Here is a 22464-nt window from a genome sequence, read left to right as displayed (position 1 = left end):
GCCGGGACGCCAAGCGCGCAGCGCCTGCGGTTCAGCGGGCGGCGCCGCGCCAGCCCGGGTCGCGGTGCAGGGCGCGGTAGTCGCGCGGGGTCATGCCGACGGTGGCCTTGAACTGGCGCGCGAACGCGCTCTGGTCGGTGAAGCCGCAAGCCAGGCCGACGTCGGCGATGCGCGCCTGTCCGCACAGCTCGCGCATCGCCGCCTCGATCCGCAGCTTGATAAGGCTCTGCTGTGGGCTGAGCTGGAACACGCGCTGGAAATGCCGTTCCAGTTGCGCCACCGACAGGTCGGCCAGTCGCGCCAGCGCGGCCACGCGCAGCGGTTCGGCGTAGTGCGCCTGCATATGCGCCACCACCCGGCGCAGGCGTTCGAAGGTCGGGTCGCGGCCGTCGGGCGCGCCGAGATCGCGCGACAGGCCGATCAGTCCGTGCCGCCCGCCGGCCAGCGGCAGCGGCCGCTTGCCGGTGAGACACCAGCCGGGGCGGCGGTTGGGGTACAGATGCACTTCGAGCTGGTCCTCGATCGTGCCGCCTTCGAGCACGCGTCGGTCCTGTTGCGCATAGCGTGCGGCGAGCCGGGCCGGGAACACGTCCTCGACGCCGCGGCCGATCACGTCCTCGCGTCGCTTCAGCCCGAGCCGGCGCACCAGGGTCAGGTTGGCGTGGGTGTAGCGGCCGGCCTCGTCCTTGACGAAGAACACCACGTCGGCGAGCGCGTCGCACAGGGTCTGCATCAGGTCGGCATCGATCCGGACCGGTTCGGCGGGCGGGGCGGGCATCGTGGGCGGGCTGGGCGGGGTCGATACGATTATGCCGAATTCCGCATCCAGCGCCGGCAAGCCGCGCTAGACCGGCCGCGGCCCCGACGCGAGCATGTCCGGCATGCACACCGTTCACGTCATCGACTCCCATACCGGCGGCGAACCGACCCGGGTCGTGGTCTCCGGCCTGCCCGATCTCGGCCCCGGCCCGCTGACCGCGCAACGCGACCGCTTCCGTGCCGAATTCGACCACTGGCGGCGGGCGGTGGCGTGCGAGCCGCGCGGCTCCGATACGGTGGTCGGCGCCCTGCTGCTGCCGCCGCAGTCGGCGCAGGCCTGCGCGGCGACGATCTTCTTCAACAACGTCGGCACCCTGGGCATGTGCGGCCACGGCACCATCGGCCTGGTGCGCACGCTGCAGTACCTGGGCCGGATCGAACCCGGGCAGCACTACATCGACACGCCCGTCGGCACGGTCGGCGCGCGCCTGCACGAGGACGGCCGGGTCTCGATCGACAACGTCGAGAGCTGGCGCCACGCCGCCGGCGTGCGCCTGGAGGTGCCCGGCTACGGGGACGTGCGCGGCGACGTGGCCTGGGGCGGCAACTGGTTCTTCATCGTCCGTACCGAGCGCGCGATCGGCCTGCAGCACGAGCCCGAACTGCGCGCCTACGCCGAGGCGATCCGCCGCGCCCTGGTCGCGCACGGCGTGACCGGCGCCGACGGCACCGAGATCGACCACATCGAACTGGAAACCGCCTCGCCCACCCCGGGCCTGGACGGGCGCAACTACGTGCTGTGCCCGGGCCTGGCTTACGACCGCTCGCCCTGCGGCACCGGCACCAGCGCCAAGCTGGCCTGCCTGGCCGCCGACGGCAAGCTCGCGCCGGAGCAGACCTGGCGCCAGGAGAGCGTGATCGGCAGCGTGTTCGAAGGCCGCTATCGCGCCGGCGAACGCGGCGTATTGCCGACCATCACCGGCAGCGCTTACGTCACCGCGCGCGCCCAACTGCTGATCGACCCGGACGATGCCTTCGCCTGGGGCGTGGTGGCGCGCTGAGCCATGGCCGCATACGACCTCATCGTGGTCGGCGCCGGCATTGTCGGCAGCGCTTGTGCCGAGCGCGCCGCGGCCGAAGGCCTGCGCGTGGCGGTGATCGAGCCGGGGCCGGTCGGCGGCGGCTCGACCGCGGCGGCGATGGGGCATCTGGTGGCGATGGACGACGACCCGGCCGAACTGGCGCTGTCGCGCTATTCGCTGCAGCTGTGGGAGGCCTACGCCGGCCTGGCCGCAGCGGAATTCAGCCGCTGCGGCACCTTATGGGTAGCGCGCGGGGAGCACGAATACGACGGCATCGCCGCCAAGATCGCGCGCCTGGCCGCGGCCGGCGTGCGCGCGCGGCGGATCGAAGCCGATGAGTTGTACCGGTTGGAGCCGGCGCTGGCGCCGGGTTTGCGCGGCGGCATGTTGGTCGCCGACGAGGCGGTGGTGTATCCGCCGCGGGTCGCGCTGCATTTGCTCGACCGCGCCCGCGCCGGCGGCGCCGACTGCCGGCTCGGCCGGCGCGCGCAGGCCCTGAGCGCGCAGGGCGTGCGCCTGGACGACGGCAGCGAACTGACCGGCCCGGTGCTGCTCGCCACCGGCTGCGCCCTGCCCGAACTGTTGCCGCAACTGCCGATGCGCGCGCGCAAGGGCCACTTGGTGATCACCGAGCGCTACCCCGGCCGGGTCCATCGGCAACTGTTGGAGCTGGGCTATGCCGACAGCGCCCACGGCGACGCCGACAGCAGCGTCGCCTTCAACGTCCAGCCGCGTCCGACCGGACAGTTGCTGATCGGCTCCTCGCGCGAATTCGGCGTCGCCGAGCGCGAGGTGTCGTGGCCGATGCTGCAGCGCATGCTCGAGCGCGCTTTCGAATTCCTGCCGATGCTGCGCGAGCTGCAGGCCTTGCGGGTCTGGACCGGGTTCCGTCCGACCACGCCCGACGGCCGGCCCTACATCGGCGCGGTCGCCGACCGCGCGCATACCTGGGTCGCCGCCGGCCACGAGGGCCTGGGCGTGACCACGGCGCTGGGCACCGCGCGCTTGCTGGTCGATCAGTTGCTGGGCCGCCGGCCGCAAATCGACATGACGCCGTTCTCGCCCGCGCGGAGCCTGCGATGAGCGCGCCGCTGCGGTTGTGGATCAACGAGGTCGCGGTCGAAGTGCCGGCCGGGGCCAATGTCGCCGCCGCGGTGGCGCGCGCCGGCGCGCATTTCCGCCGCTCCTGCGGCGGCCAGCCGCGCGCGCCGTTATGCGGCATGGGCGTGTGTTTCGAATGCCGGGTCGAGATCGACGGCGTGGCGCATCGGCGCGCCTGCCTGACGCTCGCCCGCGACGGCATGCGGGTGCGCTGCGATGACTGAAGCGCACGACGCCGTCGTCGACGTGCTGGTGATCGGCGCCGGCCCGGCCGGCCTGGCCGCGGCGCGCGCGGCCGCCTCGCACGGCGCCCAGGTCGCGCTGGTCGATCTGCAGGCGCGCGCCGGCGGCCAGGTGTGGCGGCCGGACCTGCGCCACGGCCTCGCGCCCGGACTGCGCCGCGCGCTGGCGGCGCTGGATACGGTGGCGCCGGTGCGCTGGCATCTGGCCGCGCAGGCCTTCGCCGCCGGCGCCGACCGGATCCTGATCGAGCAGGACCAAGGCCTGTTGGAACTGCGCTATCGCAAGCTGATCCTGGCGACCGGCGCGCGCGAACTGCTGCTGCCGTTTCCCGGTTGGACCCTGCCCGGCGCGAGCGGCGCCGGCGCGCTGCAGGCCCTGGTCAAGCAGGGTTGGCCGATCGCCGGCAAGCGCGTGCTGGTTGCCGGCAGCGGTCCGCTGTTGCTCGCCGCAGCGGCGACCCTGCGCGCGCACGGCGCGCAGGTGCTGGCGATCTGCGAACAGGCGCCGGCCGCGGCGGTGCGCGGATTCGCCGCGCGGCTGTGGCGTTGGCCGGCCAAGCTGGCCCAGGCCGCGGCCTTGCGCGCGCGCCTGGCCGGCGTGCCGTACCGCTGCGGCGCCTGGGTGCGGGCGGCCCATGGCGACGGCCAAGTGAGCGAGGCCGAGATCGAAACCGGTCGCGGCGTCGAGCGCATCGCCTGCGATCAGCTCGCGGTCGGTTACGGCCTGGTGCCGAACCTGGAGCTGGCGCGCCAGCTTGGCTGCGCGCTGACGCCGCAGGGGCGCCACGCCGCCGTGCGGGTCGACGCGCGCCAGGCGACCAGCGTCGCCGGCGTGTACGCGGCCGGCGAGGCCTGCGGCATCGGCGGCGTGGACGTCGCCCGCCTGGAAGGCGCGATCGCCGGCCATCACGCCGCCGGCGCCGACGACGCCGCGCGCGCGTTGTATCCGCGACGACGGCGCGCGCGCGCGTTCGCCGCCTTGCTGCCGGCGCACTTCCCGGTCCGCGACGAAGTGCGCGCCTGCGCCACCGCCGACACCCTGGTCTGCCGCTGCGAGGACGTGCCGTTGGCGCGCCTGCAAGGCTGGGCCGACCCGCGCGCGGCCAAGCTCGCCACGCGCTGCGGCATGGGCAGCTGCCAGGGCCGCATCTGCGGCGCGGCGCTGGCCGAGCTGGACGTCTTCCCCGCATCTTCGGACTCGGCTGCCAGCGCATCCCTCATGCGTCCGCCGCTGTTTCCGACCCGGCTGGCCGGATTGGCCTTGGCCGGATTTTCTCCCGCCGACGCGTCGGCGTCCGTTGCATCCTCTTCCATCGCACCGCAAGGATCGACTTCATGAGCAATGCCCCGTTCTGGCGCGGCGTCATCCCCGCCATCACCACGCCCTTCGCCGCCGACGGCTCGATCGACCACGCCTTCCTCGCCCGCCATGCGCAGACCCTGATCGAAGCCGGCTGCGTCGGCATCGTCCCGCTGGGCTCGCTCGGCGAAGCGGCGACGCTGAGCTTCGAGGACAAGTGCGCGATCCTGCGCACCCTGGTCGATGCGCTGGACGGCAGGGCGCCGGTGATTCCGGGCATCGCCGCGCTGTCCACCGACGAGGCGGTGCGGCTGGCGCGCGAAGCCGAGAAGATCGGCTGCGCCGCCCTGATGGTGCTGCCGCCTTACGTCTACTCGACCGACTGGCGCGAGATGAAGGCGCACGTGGAGGCGGTGATCCGCGCCACCTCGCTGCCGTGCATGCTCTACAACAACCCGGTCGCCTACAAGACCGACTTCGTGCCGGAGCAGATCGCCGAACTCGCCGCGCAGCTGCCCAACCTGCAGGCGGTCAAGGAATCCTCGGCCGACGTGCGCCGCTTCGCTGCGATCCGCGCCCTGCTCGGCGAACGCCTGGAATTGCTGGTCGGCATGGACGATGCGATCGTCGAGGGCGTGGCGATGGGCGCGACCGGCTGGATCGCCGGCCTGGTCAACGCCTATCCGCACGAGTCGGTGCGCCTGTTCGAACTGGCCCGCGACGGCGGCGCGCGCGCGGCGCAGGAGCTGTACGCCTGGTTCCTGCCGCTGCTGCGCCTGGACACCGTGCCCAAGTTCGTCCAACTGATCAAACTGGTGCAGGAACAGGTCGGCCTCGGCAGCGAGCGGGTGCGCGCGCCGCGCATGGCCCTTGAAGGCGCCGAGCGCGCCGCCGCGCTGGCGGTGATCGAACGCGCCGGCGCGACCCGGCCGGCGGTCTGATGGACGCGCGCGCGGAGGTTTTGCTGGAAGGCCGCTGGCAGCCGTCGCGCGACGGCGCCGGCGAGTTCCGCGGTTACGATCCGGCCTCCGGCGAGGCGCTGGCGCCGGCGTTCCCGGTGTCCGGCGCCGGCGACGCGCAGGCGGCGTTGGCCGCCGCCTGCGCGGTCGCCGACGAACTGGCGGCGGCCGATCCGCAGCGCATCGCGGCCTTCCTCGACGGCTATGCGCAGGCGATCGAGGACGACGCGGCGCAGCTGGTCGCGTTGGCGCACCGCGAGACCGCCCTGCCGGCCGAGCCGCGCCTGGCCCAGGTCGAACTGCCGCGCACCACCGGCCAACTGCGCCAGGCCGCGCGCGCGGCGCGCGAGTACGCCTGGACCGAGCCGACCATCGATACCTCGGCGGGATTGCGCACCCATCTGGCGCCGTTGCACAAGCCGGTGCTGGTGTTCGGGCCGAACAACTTCCCGCTCGCCTTCAACGCGATTTCCGGCAGCGACTTCGCTTCGGCGATCGCGGCGCGCAATCCGGTGATCGCCAAGCTGCATCCCTCGCATCCGGCGACCGGCCGGCGCTTGGCGCAACTGGCGCATCGCGCCCTGCTCGACGCCGGCCTGCCGGCGGCGGCGGTGCAGGCGCTGTACCAGCTCGGCAACGCCGACGGCCTGCGCCTGGCCGGCGACGCGCGCCTGGGCGCGATCGCCTTCACCGGCAGCCGCGGTGCCGGGCTGGCGCTGAAGGCGGCGGCCGACGCGGCCGGGGTGCCGGCGTATCTGGAGCTGTCCAGCGTCAACCCGGTGTTCCTGTTCGAGGCCGCGCTGCGTTCGCGCGGCGCGGCCCTGGCGCAGGAGTTCGTCGCCTCGTGCACGCTCGGCGCCGGCCAGTTCTGCACCAACCCGGGCCTGTTGGCGGTGCCGCAAGGCGCGGCCGGCGACGCCTTCGTCGCCGCGGCGGCCGAACGCATCGGCGCCGCCGCGGGCGGGGTGCTGTTCTCCCATGGCGTGCGCGAGCACTATCTGGGCGCGCTGGCGCAGTGGCGCGCGCTCGGCGCGCGCGCCGTGGCCGGCGGCGAACCCGCCGAGGGCCCGGGCTATCGGGTGCGCCCGGCGCTGTTCGAGATCGACGCGCCGGCCTTTCTCGCCGCGCCGGGCCTGCAGGCCGAGGCCTTCGGCCCCGCCAGCCTGATCGTGCGGGTCGCCGACGCAGCGCAAGCGGTGGCGGTCGCGCACGCGCTCGACGGCCAGCTGACCGGCACGCTGTACGCCGATGCCGACGACCGCGAGGCGCGCGATGCGGTCGCTGCGGCGCTGCGGCCGAAAGTCGGGCGTCTGATCGGCGGGCGCATGCCGACCGGGGTCGCGGTGAGCCCGGCGATGAACCACGGCGGACCGTTCCCGAGCACCGGCCACCCCGGTTTCACCGCGGTCGGCTTGCCGGCGGCGATCCGGCGTTTCGCCGCGCTGCATTGCTACGACCACATCGACGAGGCGCAATTGCCCGCCGAGCTGCGCGATTGCGGGCCGGACGGATTGATGCGCAAGATCGACGGACGCTGGACCACCGACACGATAGGAGCGCAAGCATGAGCCGCAGCCAGATCGGCGGTTTGACTCTGGAACAGGCGCGGGCCCAGCTGGCGCCATGGCGCGAGCGCGCGCCGGCGATCGGCGCGGACGAGCACCAGCAGCGCATCGAGCGCGCCCGCGCGCTGATGCGCGCGCAGGGCCGCGACGCGCTGCTGATCGGCGCGGGCGCCTCGCTGCGCTACTTCGCCGGCGTGCCCTGGGGCGCCAACGAGCGCCTGGTGGCGATGCTGCTGACTCTGGACGGCGACCCGGTGCTGATCGCGCCCGGTTTCGAGGCCGGTTCGCTGTCGCATGTGCTGAAGATTCCCGCGCAGCCGCGGCTGTGGGAGGAACACGAGGATCCCTACGCGTTGGTCGCGGCGACCCTGCGCGAGCGCGGCGCGGGCCGGCTGGCGCTCGACCCCGGCGCGGCGTTCGCGATCTACGCCGGCCTGCGCGCGGCGGCGCCGAACCTGGACATCGCCGATGCCGCGGCGATCGTCGACGGTTGCCGGGCGCGCAAGTCGCCGGCCGAACTGGCGCTGATGCGCCAGGCCATGGCGATGACCCTGCAGGTGCATCGCCTCGCCGCCGGCTTGGCCGAGGAGGGCACGACCACCACGACCCTGCGCCGTTTCATCGACGAAGCCCACCGCGCGCTCGGCGCCGACAACGGTTCGACCTTCTGCATCGTCCAGTTCGGCGAAGCCACCGCGTATCCGCACGGCATTCCCGGCGAACAGACGCTGCGCGAAGGCGAGCTGGTGCTGGTCGACACCGGCTGCGCGGTGCAGGGCTACCAGTCCGACATCACCCGCACTTACATCTGCGGCCGCGCCGATGCCGACCAGGCCCGGATCTGGGAACTGGAGCGCGAAGCGCAGGCGGCGGCCTTCGCCGCGGTCCGGCCCGGCGTCAGCGGCGAGGCGGTCGACCGCGCCGCGCGCGAGGTGCTCGAGCGCGCCGGCCTGGGCCCGGACTACCGGCTGCCCGGCCTGCCGCACCGCACCGGCCACGGCTGCGGCATGAGCGTGCACGAGGCGCCGTACCTGGTGCGCGGCAACACGCAGGGGCTGGAGAGCGGCAACTGCTGCTCCAACGAGCCGATGATCGTGGTGCCGAACCGCTTCGGCGTGCGCCTGGAGGATCACTTCTACGTCACCGGGGACGGCGCGCGCTGGTTCACCGAGCCCGCGCCGGCGATCGGCCGGCCGTTCGCGGATTGAGCCGGCGGCGCGGCGGACACTTCAGGCACATCCGGGCGGCGCGCCGATGGCGCATCATCGGCGCTTCCGTGTCCCGCTACCGAGTGCCGCGATGACCCCGAGCCGCTCCTCCCGCCTGCGCGCCTCGCGCGCCGCGCTGACCGTCGCCCTGTCGCTCGCGCTCGGCGCGCTGCCGGCGCTCGCCGCCGAGCCCGCGCCGGCGGCCGCCGCCGGCAACCGCAGCGAGGAGGCCGCCGGCGCGCGCTTCAAGGCGCTGTACACCCGCGAATGGAAATGGCGCCAGGCCCAGTTCGCCGGCGGCGACGACGAGGACGCGCAAGGCCAGCCTTCGGACAAGCTGCCCAAGGTCGATCCCGCCACCCAGGCCGCGCGCGAGCGCTACTGGGCTCAGGTGATGGAGGAACTGGACGCGATCGACCCCGCCCAGCTGCGCGGGGAGGACCCGGTCAACTACGCGGTGTTCCGCCAGCAGATCCAGAGCCTGCTCGCCAACCAGCGCTTGCGCAGCTGGGAAATGCCGTTCAACAGCGACAGCGCGTTCTGGACCAACCTCGGCTTCACCGCGCGACGGCCGATACGCGACGCCGAAGGCTATCGCCGTTACCTCGGCCAGCTGCGCGACATCCCGCGCTACTTCGACGAACAGATCGCCAACATGCGCGCCGGCCTGGATCGCGGCTACAGCGTGCCGCGAGCGACCCTGGGCGGGCGCGACGTGTCGATCAAGGAAGTGCTGGACGCCAAGCTCGAGGACAACCTGTTCTACACCCCGTTCAAGCAGATGCCGGGCAACCTGCCGGCGGCCGAACAGGCGCGGCTGCGCGCCGAGGCCGCGCGCGCGATCGACGAAGCGGTCCTGCCGGCGTACCGCAAGCTGCTGGCGTTCATGCGCGACGAGTACATGACCCGCGCGCGCACCACGCTCGCCGCCGAGGCCATGCCCGACGGCGAGGCGCTGTACCGGGCCAAGATCCGCGAATACACCACGCTCGACCTGGAGCCGGCGCGGATCCACGAGATCGGCCTGGCCGAGGTGGCCAAGATCCGCGCGCAGATGGACCAGACCATCGCCAAGACCGGCTTCAAGGGCAGCTTCGCGCAGTTCCTGCACCATCTGCGCACCGATCCCAAGTTCTACCCCAAGAGCGGCGACGAACTGCTGATGCGCGCGTCCTGGCTGGCCAAGCGCGTCGACGGCCAGATCGGCGAGTTCATCGGCCTGTTGCCGCGCCAGCGCTTCGCGATCAAGCCGGTACCGCCGGATCTGGCGCCGTTCTACACCGCCGGCCGCGGCGGCCGCGACGTGTACCTGCTCAACACCTACGACCTGCCGTCGCGGCCCTTGTTCAACCTGGCGGCGCTGACCCTGCACGAGTCCGCGCCGGGCCATTCGCTGCAGACCTCGCTCGCCGCCGAGCACGAGGGCCTGCCGGATTTCCGCCGCTATACCTACATCTCGGCCTACGGCGAGGGTTGGGCCTTGTACTCGGAGAAGCTCGGCATCGAGATGAACCTGTACGACACGCCCTACGACTACTTCGGCTACCTGACCTACCAGATGTGGCGCGCCAGCCGGCTGGTGGTCGACACCGGCGTGCACCACCTGGGCTGGAGCCGCGAGCGCGCCCAGGCCTTCCTGCGCGACAACACCGCGCTCAGCGAGCACGAGATCCAGACCGAGGTCGACCGCTACATCGGCTGGCCGGGGCAGGCCTTGTCGTACTACCTCGGCCAGATGAGCATCGAGCGCTCGCGGGCCAAAGCCGAACAGGCGCTGGGCCGGGACTTCGACATCCGCGCCTTCCACGACGCGATCCTGGCCCTGGGCTCGGTGCCATTGCCGGTGCTGGAGCAACGGGTCGACCGGTTCATCGTCGAAAGCCGCGAGAAGGCGGCGGCGAAGCGGGCCAAGGCCGGCGCCGGCAGCGGCAAGGCGGGGAGCGGGGCCAGGCGCTGATCGACGGCGTGGCCGCTGATGGGGTTGCGATAGCGGCAGCGATAGCGAGCGCGACAGCAACAGCAACAGCAACAGCAACAGCAAATCCCCCCTGGCCCCCCTTTTTCAAAGGGGGGGAAGGAGGTTGGCGCGTTTGGCGACTACGTTGTTGCTGTCGCTGTCGCTGTCGCTGCCGTCGCCGTCGCCGTGCTGTTGTTGTTCCCCCCTTTGAAAAAGGGGGGCAGGGGGGATTTGCTTTTGATCTTTGCGTCGCAGCCGAAGTTCAGGCGCAGGTAGCCGGCTTCGATCGGCAATCAAGGCCTTGGTTGGTCTGCGTATCCTGGGGTCGCGACTCGCGTCGCTCCTACCCCCCGCAAGCGGACTCAGCGCGCGTCGTCCGGCGCCGGCAGGCCCCAGTTGCGCCACAGCGCGTCGTACTGGGCCTGCGGCAGCAGGACGAACACCGGGTGCGCTTCGGGCCGCAGCCAGGACAACAGTTCGCTCATTCGGCCGGGGTCCATCGCGGTGCAGCCGGCGGTGGCTTCGCCCGGGGCCTTCCACAGGTGGGCGAAGATGCAGCTGCCGGCGCCGCGCGCGCCGTCGGCGTTGTGTTCGATCACGAAGCCCTGGCGGTAGCGCTGGTCGCCGTCGGCGTGCAGGTCGCGGCGCATCGGTTCGGTCGAGCCGGCGACCGCGGCGGCGCCGACCTCGCGCGCATCGACGATGCGGTTGTACAGCGGCGAATCGGCGACGTCGATGCAGTAGTCGGACACGGTCATCGCGCTGTAGGGCAGGGCGGTGGCGGCGTGCTCGGCGTAGCCGAAGGCGGTGCCGATGCGGAACAGGCCGGCCGGTGCGCGGCCGTCGCCTTCGCGCTTGACCGGGCCGGCATCGCCGGCCGGCACCTGGTGCAGGCCGCGGCCCCAGGCCGAACCGGCGCGGCCGACGGTGACCGCGGCGGCCTCGCCGACCGCGCGCCAACCGGCGCCGTCGCGTGCGTAGCGCTGCAGCCGGCCGCCGCTGGCGTCCCAGTCGGCGGTGACCACCAGGACCAATTGCTGCGCCTGCTCCGGGCCGGGGCCGGCGCGGTCGCCGCGAGTGGCGCAGGCGACGGTCATCAGCGTCGCCGCGGCGAGGACGAGCGCGCGCCGCCAGGAATGGGGCGTGCACCGCCAAGGACGGCAAAGGAGCGGCAGCTTGGGCATGGCGGGTCCTCGCGGAACATCGGGCGGTCGTCGCTCGGGCGTCGGGCGGTTCGAATCGGGCGCATCGCGCCGGCGCATCAGGTATCGAGCATGTCCTGGATCCGCTCGGCGCTGCTGTCGAGCTGGCTGAGCCGGCCCTGGCCGTGCTCGCACAGCAGGATGAAGATCAGGTCCAGCAACTGCTGCAGCGCCGACTGGTACAGCAAGGGCTCGATGTGCGCGCGCTCGTCGTGGGCCGACACCAGCAGGGCGTGGTCGGCATGGGCGCGCAGCGGGTTGGGGGTGTGCCGGGTCGCCGAGATCACCTTGCCGCCGGTCGCGGCGAAGGCGCGCGCCAGGTGGCACAGCGCGGTCTGCTTGCCGTATTCGGAGAACACCAGCAGCACGTCCTGGGCGTTGGCGCTGGCGGTGCTGGCGGTCATCAGCACCGGGTCGAAGTGGTGCACGCCGAGGATGCCGATCATCGCCAGCTTCAGCGCCAGCGCGCGCGCCGGGATGCCGTCCTCGCCCAGGCCGATGATGAACACGCGGCGCGCGTTCTGCACCGCCTCGGCGATCGCCTCGATGCGCTCGGGCGGATTGATCAGCCGGGTCTCTTCCTCGGCGCGCGCCTTGGCGTGCCACAGCCGTTCGGCCAGGGCCACGTGCGGGTCGCAGTCGATGGCCTCGGCGACCGCGCCCTCGTCCTGGGCGTCGCCGCGCGCGACCGCCTCGCCGATCGAGTACTTCAGGTCCGGATAGCCCTTGAAGCCGAGCTTCTGGCTGAACTTGACCACGCTGGACTGGCTGATGCCGAGCGCGTTGGCCAGCTGCTGCGAGGAGTAGTCGCGCAGCAGGTGCGCGTTCTCCAGCAGGTAATCGGCGATCCGGCGTTCGATCGCCGACATCTGGTCGCGTTCGGAGCGGATCTTGAGCAAGGGCGACATCGGCGGGTCCGGTCCTGTGCAGCGGTCCTGTTCGGCGGTACGGGCGAAGCGGGGGCCGGCGGCCAGCCCCGCGGGGTCAGGCCGGCAGCGGCTCCAACCCGCGGATCTCGCGGATGCCCAGCCCGGGCGCGTCGGTGACGGTGATCTCCGACTCGTTGAAGATAACCCCGCCGTCGACAGGATTGAATGCGCACAGCGAGGGACCGTCCAGGTCGACCTTGGTGATCACATTGGCCTTGGCCACCGCCAGGTGGACCGCGGCGGCGACGCTGATGCTGGTCTCGATCATGCAGCCGATCATGCAGTCGACGCCGTACATGGCCGCGATGTCGGCGATCTGGATCGCCTTGGACAGGCCGCCGGTCTTCATCAGCTTGATGTTGATGATGTCCGCCGCGCGCATCCGGATCAGGTCGATGACCTCGGCCGGGCCGAACACGCTCTCGTCGGCCATGATCGGGGTGTGCACCCGGTCGGTCACGTACTTCATCCCGTCCAGGTCCTGGGCCTTGACCGGTTGCTCGACCAGTTCGAGACGCACGCCCGCATCCTCCAGGGTCTGCAGCGCGTACACCGCCTGCTTGGCGGTCCAGCCCTGGTTGGCGTCCAGGCGCAGCAGGGCGCGGCCCTCGACCGCGGCGTAGATCGCCTTGACCCGCTCGATGTCGACGCCGATGTCCTTGCCGACCTTGATCTTCAGCGACTCGAAGCCGCGGTCGCAGGCGGCGATCGAGTCGGCGACCATCTTCTCGATGTAGTCGACGCTGATGGTGATGTCGGTGGTGATCACCGGGTCGCCGCCGCCGAGCATCTTGTACAGCGGCGCGCCGTAGAGCTGGCCGAACAGGTCGTAGACCGCGATCTCGACCGCGGCCTTGGCGCTGGAGTTCTTCTCGATCGCGCCCTGGATCAGGCCGGTGATGCGGTTGAGGTTGGCGATCTCCTGGCCGATCAGGCGCGGCGAGATGAACTTGCGGATCGCCTCGACGATCGAGCCGTGGGTGTCGCCGGTGATCACCGCGGTGGCCGGCGCCTCGCCGTAGCCGATGTGGCCGGTATCGGTATGGACGGTCACGACGATGTCCTCGACCGTATCGACGGTGCGCAATGCGGTCTTGAACGGCGTCTTCAGCGGTACCCGCAGCATGCCGAATCGGATGTCGGTGATCTTCATGTGGTCGATGGTCTGGACTGGTTCGTCGGTCGGAAAGAGGAGAGGCGCGCGGGCGGCGGAAAGTTCACTATCCGGGCGCGCACGAAGGCGTGAAGCCGGGCCGGCGGGCGGCGCGGCGGGCGTGCGGGGCGGCTCGTCCTGAGCGCGGGCGCAGGCTCATGGGCGGATCCGCTGGATGCTGGTGATGCGGTCCACGGTGGGGTGTTGGCGGTCGAACAGCAGCGGCACCAGCGGCGTCACCGAGACGCCGTTGAGGCGCACCCGGGCCAGCTCGCCGGTGCGGTCGCGGAAGGTGATGCCGGTGGTGTCGTGGATCACGTAGGGCCAGCCGTCCTGGTGGCCGACCACCATCATCACGTGGCCGGGGATGTAGATCAGGTCGCCTACCTGCAAGGTCTTGAGCAGCGCCAGGCGGTCGTCGTGGCTCAGGTCGTCGGCCAGGTCGATGCGGTTCAGCGCCGGGCTGACCGCCTGGTCGCGGGTGTTGCGCGGCAACTGCACGCCGAAGCTGCGGTAGATCTCGGAGACGAAGCCGCTGCAGTCGCGGGTGTTGTAGGAATGGCCCCAGCCGTAGCGTTCGCCGAGGAACTTGAAGCCCTGCCGGACCAGGTTCGACTGGGTCAGCGGCAGGTAGTCGGCGGCGGTGTCGGCGGTGCGCGGCAGCAGGGCGGGGGAGAACTTCAGCCGTCCGTCGCGGTCGCGATACGGAAGCTCGATCACATACGAAGCGTAATGGTGTTGGCCGTTGACCTCGCGCTGGGCCGGCCAGTCGGCCAGCCACGGCACGCGCACGCCCATCTCCAGTTGCACGTCGGACACGCCGGGTTGCTCGGGCGTGTGCACGGTGCGGGCGGTGGCGCCGGTGACGATGCGGTACGGCGCCTTGCGCACATAGGCGAAGATCTCCTTCGCATCGCCCTCGGCGATGCGGTCTTTCTCGACCCAGGCCGCGTACAGCTCGCTGACCACGAACCAGTAGCGGCCGTCGGCGCTTTCGTGCGCGATCGCCACCGGCGTGCCGGGGAACAGCGCGCTTTCCTGGAACCGGTCGATGTCGGTGTCGCCGCGGCTGCTGAACACCCGCAGCCGGGTCGGGAAGGTGCGCAGGTCGGCGCGGCGCACGACCATGCCGTAGCGGCGCGGCTGCCGGGCCGGGATCGCCTCCAGCGCCAGCGCCCCGGCCAGCGCCTGCAAGGTCGCCGCCGGCACCGCCTCGCCGCGTTCGTCGTACAGGGTTTCCTCGCGCGGCTGCGACAAGGCCTGGATCCAGGCCCGCACCTGCTCGAGCGGCAACTGCGCCGGCAAGCGTTCGATGTCGTGCACCGAGGGATCGAGTTCGCGCAGGCGCCGGTTCTGCGCGGCGATCGCGGCGCGGTCGAGGATCGCGGTATCCGGCGTGGCCTGTTGGCCGATCCAGTAGTCGGCGTTCAATTGCCCCTCCTCGATGCCGATCACCCCGGTCGCCGGCGGCCGCGCTTGTGCGGCCAGGCCCAGCGCCAGGGCGACGGCGAGGGTGCCGCCCCACAACGCGGCTTGGCGACGGGCGCCCGGCGGGCGGCCGGCGGGTGGCTGGCGGAAAGCGCTACGCATCGCTGCATGCTCCGGGTGCGCCGGATCGGTCCGGACGCCTGCTCGGCCCGATGCCGGTCGTCCGGCACCGACCCGGAACGCCAACCGTGCGCACCGGGCCGATCTGAGAATACATACTTCCAGGCGTGAATTGATATGGAATAATTTATTGACCGCGCCCATCGCCCATGTTACACAGCCATGAACCGATGGCCCCCGCGTGGGTGACACCAGGTATGGATCCCGTGACTGACCTGCTGTTTATCGCTCCCCGCGCGAGGGCCATCGCTTTGTCCGCGCGCCGCCGCGCCGCCGCGCTCGGGCTCGGCCTGACGTTCGCCCTGCCGGCGGCGCTGGTGCTGGACCTGATCGTGCCGGCCTGGGCGGCGCAAAGCGAGGCCGGCGCCGATGCCGCCGCCTCGGCCTCGCAACAGGCCGAGCAGACCTTGGCCTCGATCCGCGCCCTGATCGACGGCGGCGACTTCCGCGACGCCGGCGCGCGCATCGAACGCTCGCTCAGCCTGCCCGGGCTCAGCCCCAAGCTGCGCCGGGCGATCGCTTTCGAACGCGAGCGCATGCGCCGGATCCGCCTGGACTTCAGCCTCGACCGCGAACAGGCCCAGGCCAAGGTGCGCGACCAGATTCCCGACCTGCGCGGCGAAGAGTTCGCCGCCTGGGACGCCGCCGGCCTGCTCGAGTACCAAGTCATCGACGGCGACAAGCGTTACTTCCAGCGCGCGCCGTCGAACCTGTTCCGGCTCAGCGGCGAGGCCTTGGCGCGGCGCCGGCCCGACGCCAAGCCCCTGAGCCAGGGCCCGATGGAGCGGCTCAACCCGCATCACGCCGAAGTCCGCGACGCCGCGCTGGCGCGCGGCTACGGCGCGCCGCGGCGGGTGCGCATCACCCAGTCGCTGAGCGTCGCCGCCGACGCGGTGCCGGCCGGGCAGCGCCTGCGCGCCTGGCTGCCGTACCCGCGCGCGATTCCCCATCAGCAGGAGGCCATCCGCTTCCTCGCCAGCGCGCCGGCGCAGCACCGCATCGCTCCGGAGTCGGCGCTGCAGCGCACGGTCTACCTGGAGCAGACCGCGCGCGCCGGCCGGCCGACCCGGTTCGAAGTCAGCTACGAGCTCACCGTCTACGGCCAGTACCGCGCGATCGATCCGGACAAGGTGGTCGCCGCGCCGGCCGACGCGACGACCCGGCCGTACCTGGGCGAGCGCCTGCCGCACGAAGCCCACACCCAGGCGCTGCGCAAGTTCTCGCGCGAGGTGCTCGGCGACGAGACCCGGCCCTACTACATCGCCAAGAAACTCTACGCCGCGGTCGACCGCATTCCCTGGGCCGGCGCGCGCGAGTACTCGACGATCTCCAACATCTCCGACTACGCCCTGCACGCCGGCCACGCCGACTGCGGCCAGCAGACCCTGCTGCTGATGGCCCTGCTGCGCCTCAACGGCATTCCCGCGCGCTGGCAGTCGGGCTGGGTGTACGGCGACGACGGCTACACCAACATGCACGACTGGGCCTGGATGTACCTGGCGCCGTACGGATGGGTGCCGGTGGACGTGACCACCGGCCGCTTCGACAGCGCCGATCCGCAACTGGCCGACTTCTACTTCGGCGGCCTGGACGCGTACCGGGTGGCCTACAACGACGATTACGGCCGCGAATTCGTTCCGGCCAAGACGCACGAACGCTCCGAAACCGTGGATTCGCAACGGGGCGAGGTCGAGTGGGAAGGGGGAAATCTCTACTTCGACCAGTGGGACTACGACTACCAAGCGCAGGTGCTGCCCGCAACGAAGTAAGCCCGCGGCCCGCGTCAACCATTGAGGGGAGGAAGTGCGGTGATGAAAGGCAAGACCTTGGTCAGAACCGGTTTGAGCATGGCGATGGGGATCTGCCTTGCTTCGATGGCGTTGCCGGCGCTGGCGGCCAATACCGACGGCTCGCTCGCCGGCCGGGTGGACGCCGGCGCCGAAGTCACGGTGAACAATCCCGAGACCGGCTTCACCCGCACCGTGCGCGCCGATGCGGACGGCCACTACCGCTTCCCGTTCCTGCCGATCGGCACCTACAAGCTGCAGGCCAGCAAGGACGGCGCGCCGGTCGGCGAGGCGGTTGAGGTGGTGGTCAGCCTCGGCAACGAGGCCAACATCAACCTCGGCGACGCGACCAACCTCGGCGCGGTGCAAGTGATCGGCTCGCGGGTGATCTCGCCGGTCGATGTGCGCTCGACCGAATCGGCGACCAACGTCACCAAGGCCGACCTGGAGCGGGTGCCGGTCGGCCGCGACGCGCAGTCGGTGGCCTTGCTGGCGCCGGGCGTTATCCAGGGCCAGTACGGCGGCGCCTCCTTCGGCGGCTCCTCGGTGTCGGAGAACGCGGTCTACATCAACGGCCTCAACGTCACCGACTTCTACAAGCGGGTCGGCTTCTCCTCGGTGCCGTTCGGTTTCTTCAAGGAATTCCAGGTCAAGACCGGCGGCTACTCGGTCGAGTTCGGCCGCACCACCGGCGGGGTGATCAACGCGGTGACCCAGTCGGGCACCAACGAATTCAAGTTCGGCACCGAACTGGTGTGGGAGCCGTCTTCGCTGCAGTCGGAAGGCAAGAACCACTACGACGCCGACGGCAACCCGTACCGGGTCGCCAGCCGCGACCAGTACGACCGCACCAACCTCAACCTGTACGCGTCCGGCCCGATCGTGAAGGACAAGCTGTTCTTCTACGCGATGTACGAGTTTCGCGACTACCGGCCGGAGAGCACCAACGACGCCGGCAGTACCTTCTTCAAGGGCAAGTCGGACAAGGGTTTCTGGGGCACCAAGCTGGACTGGCAGATCAACGACAGCCACCTGCTGGAGTTCCTGGCCTTCTCCGACAAGAACGAGACCACCACCGACAATTACCGCTACGACTTCGCCGCCGGCCAGCGCGGTGCGCGCACCAACACCCAGTTCAGCGAGGGTGGCGGGGTCAACTGGGCGCTGACCTATACCGGCTATCTGACCGAAAGCCTGTCGGTCAAGGCGCTGTACGGCGAGAACAAGCGCGACCGCATCCAGACCAGCGTCAACGACGTGCAGTGCGATGCGGTCCAGGACCGCCGCCGCGCCGGGCTGCCGCAGATCGGCTGCGTGTCCTCGGCCCAGATCGAGAAGGGCGAGGACCAGCGCGAGGCGGCGCGGCTGGACTTCGAATGGCAGCTCGGCGACCACCTGCTGCGCTTCGGCCTGGACCGCGAGGTCAATACCTCCGACAACGAAAGCTTCTACCCGGGCCCGACCCGGCGCTACTACCAGATCTACCCGACCCTGCCGGGCACCCGGCTGGAGAACGGCGGCATCGTCCCGGCCGGCGTCAGCGCCTACGTGCGCGCGCGCCAGCAGGAGGTCAGCGGCAGCTTCGAGTCGATCAACAGCGCCTACTACATCGAGGACAACTGGCAGGTCACGCCGAACCTGATGCTCAATGCCGGCCTGCGCATGGAGGCCTTCGACAACAAGAACGGCGAAGGCAACACCTACATCAAGATCGACGACATGCTGGCGCCGCGCCTGGGCTTCTCCTGGGACTTCCGCGGCGACGGCCGCTCCAAGCTGTTCGGCAACGTCGGCCGCTACTTCCTGCCGATCGTCAACCAGATCAACGTCAAGCAGGCCGGCGCCTTCCTCGACGAGCGAACCTTCTACGTGTTCAACGGCCTGGAGGCGTTCCAGTACAACGGCGCCACCTACCAGCGGCCGATCCTCGGCGCGCAGATCGGCCCGGTCGACAACAGCCAGGGCGACGGCACGGTCGGCGACCTGCGCAGCGAGGTCGACGCCGACATCGATCCGGTCTACCAGGACGAGCTGATCCTGGGCTTCCAGTCGATGCTCGACGAGACCTGGTCGTGGGGCGTGCGCGGCATCTACCGCCGCCTGCACAACGCCATCGACGACATGAACCTGACCTCGAACGGGATCCTCTGCGGCGGCGAGCCCGGCAGCATCGGCTACATCATGGGCAACCCGGGCAAGACCGCGACGGTCTACACCGACACCAACTGCGACGGCGTCAACGACGGCTACGTCAACATCGACACCTCGCGCGCCGGCTGGGCGCTGTACGACGCCGACGGCAACTACGTCGGCGACCGCGGCTGGGTCAAGCCCAAGCGCACCTACCGCGCGCTGGAGTTCATGCTCGACCGCGCCTGGGACGACAAGTGGGCGTTCAACGCCTCCTACACCTGGTCCAAGAGCGAGGGCAACGCCGAAGGCCCGTCGAACTCCGACTTCGGTTTCGACAACACCGGCCGCACCGAGTCCTTCGACGATCCGTTCGTGAACTTGAACGGCGACGGCCCGCTGCCCAACGACCGCCGGCACCAGATCAAGCTGCGCGGCGCCTACGCCATCAACGACCACTGGTCGCTCGGCGCCACCCTCAACGCCCAGTCGGGCCGGCCGATCAACGCCTTCGGCAAGGGCAACCCGTTCGACGGCACCAGCTATCACAGCTTCTACGTCTGCGTTTCCAACTGCCAGGCCGACTTCGACCAGCGCGTCTACCAGCTGCGCCGGCGCGGTTCCGGCGGCGACCTGCCCTGGACCTTCGACGTCGGCGCCAGCGTGACCTACCAACGCTCCTTCGCCGCCGCCGATCTGCGGGTCAAGTTCGCCGTCTACAACCTGTTCAACCAGCAGCGGGTGCTGGAGGTCGACGACGAATTCGAAAGCGGCATCGGCGTGCGCAACGACTTCTACCGTTTCGGCACCGGCTACCAATCGCCGCGTTACGCGCAATTGACGGTGTCCCTGGACTTCTGATCCCGCGGACCCCCTTGGCGGCCCAGGAACGGGCCGCCCTTTCTTTTCGTTCAGGACTGCCCGATGCGACGACTACGACTCCCGCGGGCGGTCCTGCTTTTTGTTTCCCTGCTCGCGGCCCCGCTGGCGGCCACCGCCACGCCGGCCGCGCCGCAGGCCGAGTTGGACCGCATCGTCGACGGGATCCGCGCGCACTACGACTTGCCCGGCGTGGCGGTGGCCGTGGTCGAAAACGGACGGGTGACGTACCGGCGCACCGCCGGCGTGCGCGCGCTCGGCGAGGACGGCGCGGTCGGCCCGCGCACCTTGTTCAAGATCGCTTCCAACACCAAGGCCATGACCGCCGCCGCGCTGGCGCGGCTGGTCGACGCCGGCAAGCTGCGCTGGGACGATCCGGTGACGCGCTACCTGCCGCGGTTCCGGATGAGCGAGGACTGGGTCACCCGCGAGTTCCAGGTGCGCGATCTGCTGATCCACAACAGCGGCCTGCGCGCCGGCGCCGGCGACCTGATGCTGTGGCCCGAACCCAACGCCTACACCCGCGCCGACATCCTGCACGGCCTGCGCTATCTGCGCCCGCAGCATAGCTTCCGTTCGCGCTACGCCTACGACAACCTGCTCTACATCGTCGCCGGCGAGGTCGCCGCGGCCGCGGCCGGCGCGCCCTACGAAACCGTGCTGCAGCGCGAGGTGTTCGCGCCGCTGGGCATGCGCGGCTGCCGGGTCGGCGCATGGACGCCGGGAGCCGGGGACGAGTTGGCCCAGCCGCATGCGCGGCGAGGCCAGGACTACCTCGTGGTGCGCCGCGACGGCGCCAGCATTCCGGCCAGCACCATGGACCCGGCCGGCGGAGTGCGCTGCAGCCTCGACGACATGGCGCTGTGGCTGCAGGCCTGGCTGGATCCCGACCGCCGCGGCGCCGATGGCCGGCCCTGGCTGTCGGCCGATCAACGCCAGGCGGTGTGGGCGGCGCAGATGCCGATGCCGGTGTCCGCGCGGCAGCGCGACTGGTCGCAGACCCGGTTCTCCGCCTATGGCTACGGCTGGCGGCTCAGCGACGCGCACGGGCAGTTCAAGGTCTCCCACACCGGCACCCTGATGGGCATGTATTCGTTGACGACGATGCTGCCGGAGCGGCGCAGCGGCTTCGTGGTGCTGATCAACGGCGATGCCGGCGATGCGCGCAGCGTGTTCGACCAGGTATTGAGCGAGCGCTTCGCGCCGCCGCCGCAGCCGCGCGACTGGTCGTGGTACGCGCAGGCGATCGCCCGCGACGCCGCAGCGCCGACCAAGCGGCGCGCGCCGGACGGCCCGGCGCGCCGGCTTGCGCGCAGCGCCGCCCTGGCGCCCTGGCTGGGCCGCTACCGCGACCCCTGGTTCGGCGAAGCCTCGGTCTGCGCGCAGGGCGATACGGTGCGGTTCGTCGCAGGCAAGTCGCCGCTGCTGAGCGGTAAGATCCAGCAGGTCGGCGGGCGTTGGCTGGTCGACTGGGACGCGGACGAGGTCGACGCCGAAGCCTGGCTGGATTTCGCCCGCGCGCCCGACGGCGGCATCACCCTCGGCATGAGCAAGGTCGATCCGGATGCGGACTTCAGCTACGACTACGAGGACCTGGCGTTCGCGCGTATCGGCGATTGCGGTTGAGGCCTGCGCCCTGCTGGTGCTGATCGGCTGCGTCGCCGCGGTACGTTCGCCGCAGGCGCAGCGGACGGCGGATGCGGCCGTGGCGCCGACGGTGTCGCCGGCGAAGCGCGCGGCCGAGGCCGGCATGGTCGAGATCCGTCGCCTGGCGCCCGACCTGTCGCTGGACATCCGCTACGCCGGCAGCGACAACTTCGTCGGCCGTCCGGTCGCCGGTTACGAGGCGCCGGCCTGCTATCTGCACCAACGCGCCGCGCAGGCCCTGGCGCGCGTCGAGCGCGGCTTGCGCGCGCAAGGGCTGCGCCTGCGCGTCTACGACTGCTACCGGCCGGTGCGGGCGGTGCGCGATTTCGTCGCCTGGGCCGGCGATCCCGACGACCAAAGCGGCAAATCCGAGTACTACCCGCACCTGGACAAGAGCGAGCTGCTGGGCGCCTACATCTCGCCGACCTCCGGCCACAGCCGCGGCGCGACCGTGGACCTGACTCTGCTCGCGCCGCGTGGCGGGCGCTACGCGCCGCTGGACATGGGCACCGGCTTCGACTTCTTCGATCCGGCGGCGAATACCGACTCGCCGCAGGCGAGCCCCGCGCAGCGCGCCAATCGGGAGCGCCTGCGCCAGGCCATGGCCGCCGAGGGCTTCGAGAACTACCCGCTGGAGTGGTGGCACTACACCTACCGGCCCGAACCGACCCCGCAGACCGCGTACGATTTTCCGGTGCGGTAGCGGACCGGCGGTAGGGGCGGCGGCTCTTTGTAGGAGCGGCGTCCCACGGGATTTCCTATGGTCACAAGCCGCGACCGCCGAAGCGGTGCCATACCACGTACGTTCCCGAAGCCCGGCTTTGCGGTTGTCTGGTTGCCGATCGCTCGCGGATCAGGGCTGCGGCGGCTCCGCTCGCGTGCCTCGCTGCGGCTGTCGCGGCTCACGCCGCTCCTACAGGGGCAGCGGCTTTGTGTAGGAGCGGCGTGAGCCGCGA

The 22464-nt window shown here is 71.1% G+C and carries 17 protein-coding genes; 12 read left to right on the top strand and 5 right to left on the bottom strand.

Annotated features, from left to right (window positions below; genetic code table 11):
* Positions 1-31: 31 nt before the first annotated feature.
* Complete coding sequence (locus AC3A57_RS01230) at positions 32-778, bottom strand: AraC family transcriptional regulator (RefSeq protein WP_487577197.1); 747 nt, start codon at positions 776-778, stop codon at positions 32-34.
* A 103-nt stretch (positions 779-881) separates the two neighbouring features.
* Here AC3A57_RS01230 and AC3A57_RS01225 point away from each other — a divergent pair, with 103 nt between their 5' ends.
* The 8 genes from AC3A57_RS01225 to AC3A57_RS01190 all read left to right on the top strand — a co-directional run bounded on the left by AC3A57_RS01225 (position 882) and on the right by AC3A57_RS01190 (position 10173).
* Complete coding sequence (locus tag AC3A57_RS01225) at positions 882-1820, top strand: proline racemase family protein (protein ID WP_487577196.1); 939 nt, start codon at positions 882-884, stop codon at positions 1818-1820.
* A gap of 3 nt (positions 1821-1823) precedes the next feature.
* Positions 1824-2924, top strand: coding sequence for an NAD(P)/FAD-dependent oxidoreductase (locus AC3A57_RS01220; protein ID WP_487577195.1), 1101 nt, complete (start codon positions 1824-1826; stop codon positions 2922-2924).
* Positions 2921-3166, top strand: a complete 246-nt coding sequence (locus AC3A57_RS01215) for a 2Fe-2S iron-sulfur cluster-binding protein (RefSeq protein ID WP_221670162.1) — start codon at positions 2921-2923, stop codon at positions 3164-3166. The genes AC3A57_RS01220 and AC3A57_RS01215 overlap by 4 nt, the downstream gene beginning before the upstream one ends.
* Positions 3159-4523: an FAD-dependent oxidoreductase gene (locus AC3A57_RS01210; protein ID WP_487577194.1), complete on the top strand. Its 1365-nt coding sequence runs from the start codon at positions 3159-3161 to the stop codon at positions 4521-4523. Before AC3A57_RS01215 ends, AC3A57_RS01210 begins: the two co-directional genes overlap by 8 nt.
* Positions 4520-5425, top strand: coding sequence for a dihydrodipicolinate synthase family protein (locus tag AC3A57_RS01205; protein WP_487577193.1), 906 nt, complete (start codon positions 4520-4522; stop codon positions 5423-5425). Before AC3A57_RS01210 ends, AC3A57_RS01205 begins: the two co-directional genes overlap by 4 nt.
* A complete protein-coding gene (locus AC3A57_RS01200; protein WP_487577192.1) occupies positions 5425-7011 on the top strand; it encodes an aldehyde dehydrogenase family protein in 1587 nt (528 codons plus the stop codon). The genes AC3A57_RS01205 and AC3A57_RS01200 overlap by 1 nt, the downstream gene beginning before the upstream one ends.
* Positions 7008-8216, top strand: a complete 1209-nt coding sequence (locus tag AC3A57_RS01195; protein ID WP_487577191.1) for a M24 family metallopeptidase — start codon at positions 7008-7010, stop codon at positions 8214-8216. Before AC3A57_RS01200 ends, AC3A57_RS01195 begins: the two co-directional genes overlap by 4 nt.
* A 91-nt stretch (positions 8217-8307) precedes the next feature.
* Positions 8308-10173, top strand: coding sequence for a DUF885 domain-containing protein (locus AC3A57_RS01190; RefSeq protein ID WP_487577190.1), 1866 nt, complete (start codon positions 8308-8310; stop codon positions 10171-10173).
* Between the two features lie 362 nt (positions 10174-10535).
* On the opposite strand, the gene AC3A57_RS01185 is transcribed toward AC3A57_RS01190, so the two are convergent.
* The 4 genes from AC3A57_RS01185 to AC3A57_RS01170 all read right to left on the bottom strand — a co-directional run bounded on the left by AC3A57_RS01185 (position 10536) and on the right by AC3A57_RS01170 (position 15047).
* Positions 10536-11270 carry a L,D-transpeptidase family protein gene (locus tag AC3A57_RS01185; protein ID WP_487577189.1) on the bottom strand — a complete coding sequence of 245 codons (735 nt, stop codon included), beginning with the start codon at positions 11268-11270 and terminating at the stop codon, positions 10536-10538.
* 164 nt (positions 11271-11434) lie between these two features.
* Complete coding sequence (locus AC3A57_RS01180; RefSeq protein WP_221670155.1) at positions 11435-12283, bottom strand: MurR/RpiR family transcriptional regulator; 849 nt, start codon at positions 12281-12283, stop codon at positions 11435-11437.
* Between the two features lie 76 nt (positions 12284-12359).
* Positions 12360-13457 (bottom strand): dipeptide epimerase, encoded by a 1098-nt coding sequence (locus AC3A57_RS01175; RefSeq protein ID WP_221670154.1) that lies wholly within the window; start codon positions 13455-13457, stop codon positions 12360-12362.
* 156 nt (positions 13458-13613) lie between these two features.
* Positions 13614-15047 (bottom strand): C40 family peptidase, encoded by a 1434-nt coding sequence (locus tag AC3A57_RS01170; protein WP_487577188.1) that lies wholly within the window; start codon positions 15045-15047, stop codon positions 13614-13616.
* 350 nt (positions 15048-15397) lie between these two features.
* Between AC3A57_RS01170 and AC3A57_RS01165 the strand changes: the two genes are divergently transcribed.
* The 4 genes from AC3A57_RS01165 to AC3A57_RS01150 all read left to right on the top strand — a co-directional run bounded on the left by AC3A57_RS01165 (position 15398) and on the right by AC3A57_RS01150 (position 22211).
* Positions 15398-16834: a transglutaminase-like domain-containing protein gene (locus AC3A57_RS01165; RefSeq protein WP_487577700.1), complete on the top strand. Its 1437-nt coding sequence runs from the start codon at positions 15398-15400 to the stop codon at positions 16832-16834.
* Positions 16835-16876: 42 nt separating this feature from the next.
* Complete coding sequence (locus AC3A57_RS01160) at positions 16877-19843, top strand: TonB-dependent receptor (RefSeq protein ID WP_487577187.1); 2967 nt, start codon at positions 16877-16879, stop codon at positions 19841-19843.
* Positions 19844-19906: 63 nt separating this feature from the next.
* A complete protein-coding gene (locus tag AC3A57_RS01155) occupies positions 19907-21487 on the top strand; it encodes a serine hydrolase (RefSeq protein WP_487577186.1) in 1581 nt (526 codons plus the stop codon).
* A gap of 124 nt (positions 21488-21611) precedes the next feature.
* Positions 21612-22211, top strand: a complete 600-nt coding sequence (locus AC3A57_RS01150) for a M15 family metallopeptidase (RefSeq protein WP_487577699.1) — start codon at positions 21612-21614, stop codon at positions 22209-22211.
* Positions 22212-22464: the final 253 nt, after the last annotated feature.

The organism is Lysobacter sp. Soil_C_15 (assembly GCF_057657315.1).
This window is presented reverse-complemented; position numbering and strand designations above follow the sequence as displayed.

Coding starts and splice junctions, on each gene's coding strand:
- AC3A57_RS01210 (WP_487577194.1), top strand. CDS start 3,159: ATGACTGAAGCGCACGACGCCGTCGTCGACGTGCTGGTGATCGGCGCC.
- AC3A57_RS01160 (WP_487577187.1), top strand. CDS start 16,877: ATGAAAGGCAAGACCTTGGTCAGAACCGGTTTGAGCATGGCGATGGGG.
- AC3A57_RS01225 (WP_487577196.1), top strand. CDS start 882: ATGCACACCGTTCACGTCATCGACTCCCATACCGGCGGCGAACCGACC.
- AC3A57_RS01175 (WP_221670154.1), bottom strand. CDS start 13,457: ATGAAGATCACCGACATCCGATTCGGCATGCTGCGGGTACCGCTGAAG.
- AC3A57_RS01215 (WP_221670162.1), top strand. CDS start 2,921: ATGAGCGCGCCGCTGCGGTTGTGGATCAACGAGGTCGCGGTCGAAGTG.
- AC3A57_RS01220 (WP_487577195.1), top strand. CDS start 1,824: ATGGCCGCATACGACCTCATCGTGGTCGGCGCCGGCATTGTCGGCAGC.
- AC3A57_RS01190 (WP_487577190.1), top strand. CDS start 8,308: ATGACCCCGAGCCGCTCCTCCCGCCTGCGCGCCTCGCGCGCCGCGCTG.
- AC3A57_RS01155 (WP_487577186.1), top strand. CDS start 19,907: ATGCGACGACTACGACTCCCGCGGGCGGTCCTGCTTTTTGTTTCCCTG.
- AC3A57_RS01195 (WP_487577191.1), top strand. CDS start 7,008: ATGAGCCGCAGCCAGATCGGCGGTTTGACTCTGGAACAGGCGCGGGCC.
- AC3A57_RS01180 (WP_221670155.1), bottom strand. CDS start 12,283: ATGTCGCCCTTGCTCAAGATCCGCTCCGAACGCGACCAGATGTCGGCG.
- AC3A57_RS01200 (WP_487577192.1), top strand. CDS start 5,425: ATGGACGCGCGCGCGGAGGTTTTGCTGGAAGGCCGCTGGCAGCCGTCG.
- AC3A57_RS01230 (WP_487577197.1), bottom strand. CDS start 778: ATGCCCGCCCCGCCCGCCGAACCGGTCCGGATCGATGCCGACCTGATG.
- AC3A57_RS01150 (WP_487577699.1), top strand. CDS start 21,612: ATGGTCGAGATCCGTCGCCTGGCGCCCGACCTGTCGCTGGACATCCGC.
- AC3A57_RS01205 (WP_487577193.1), top strand. CDS start 4,520: ATGAGCAATGCCCCGTTCTGGCGCGGCGTCATCCCCGCCATCACCACG.
- AC3A57_RS01170 (WP_487577188.1), bottom strand. CDS start 15,047: ATGCGTAGCGCTTTCCGCCAGCCACCCGCCGGCCGCCCGCCGGGCGCC.
- AC3A57_RS01185 (WP_487577189.1), bottom strand. CDS start 11,270: ATGACCGTCGCCTGCGCCACTCGCGGCGACCGCGCCGGCCCCGGCCCG.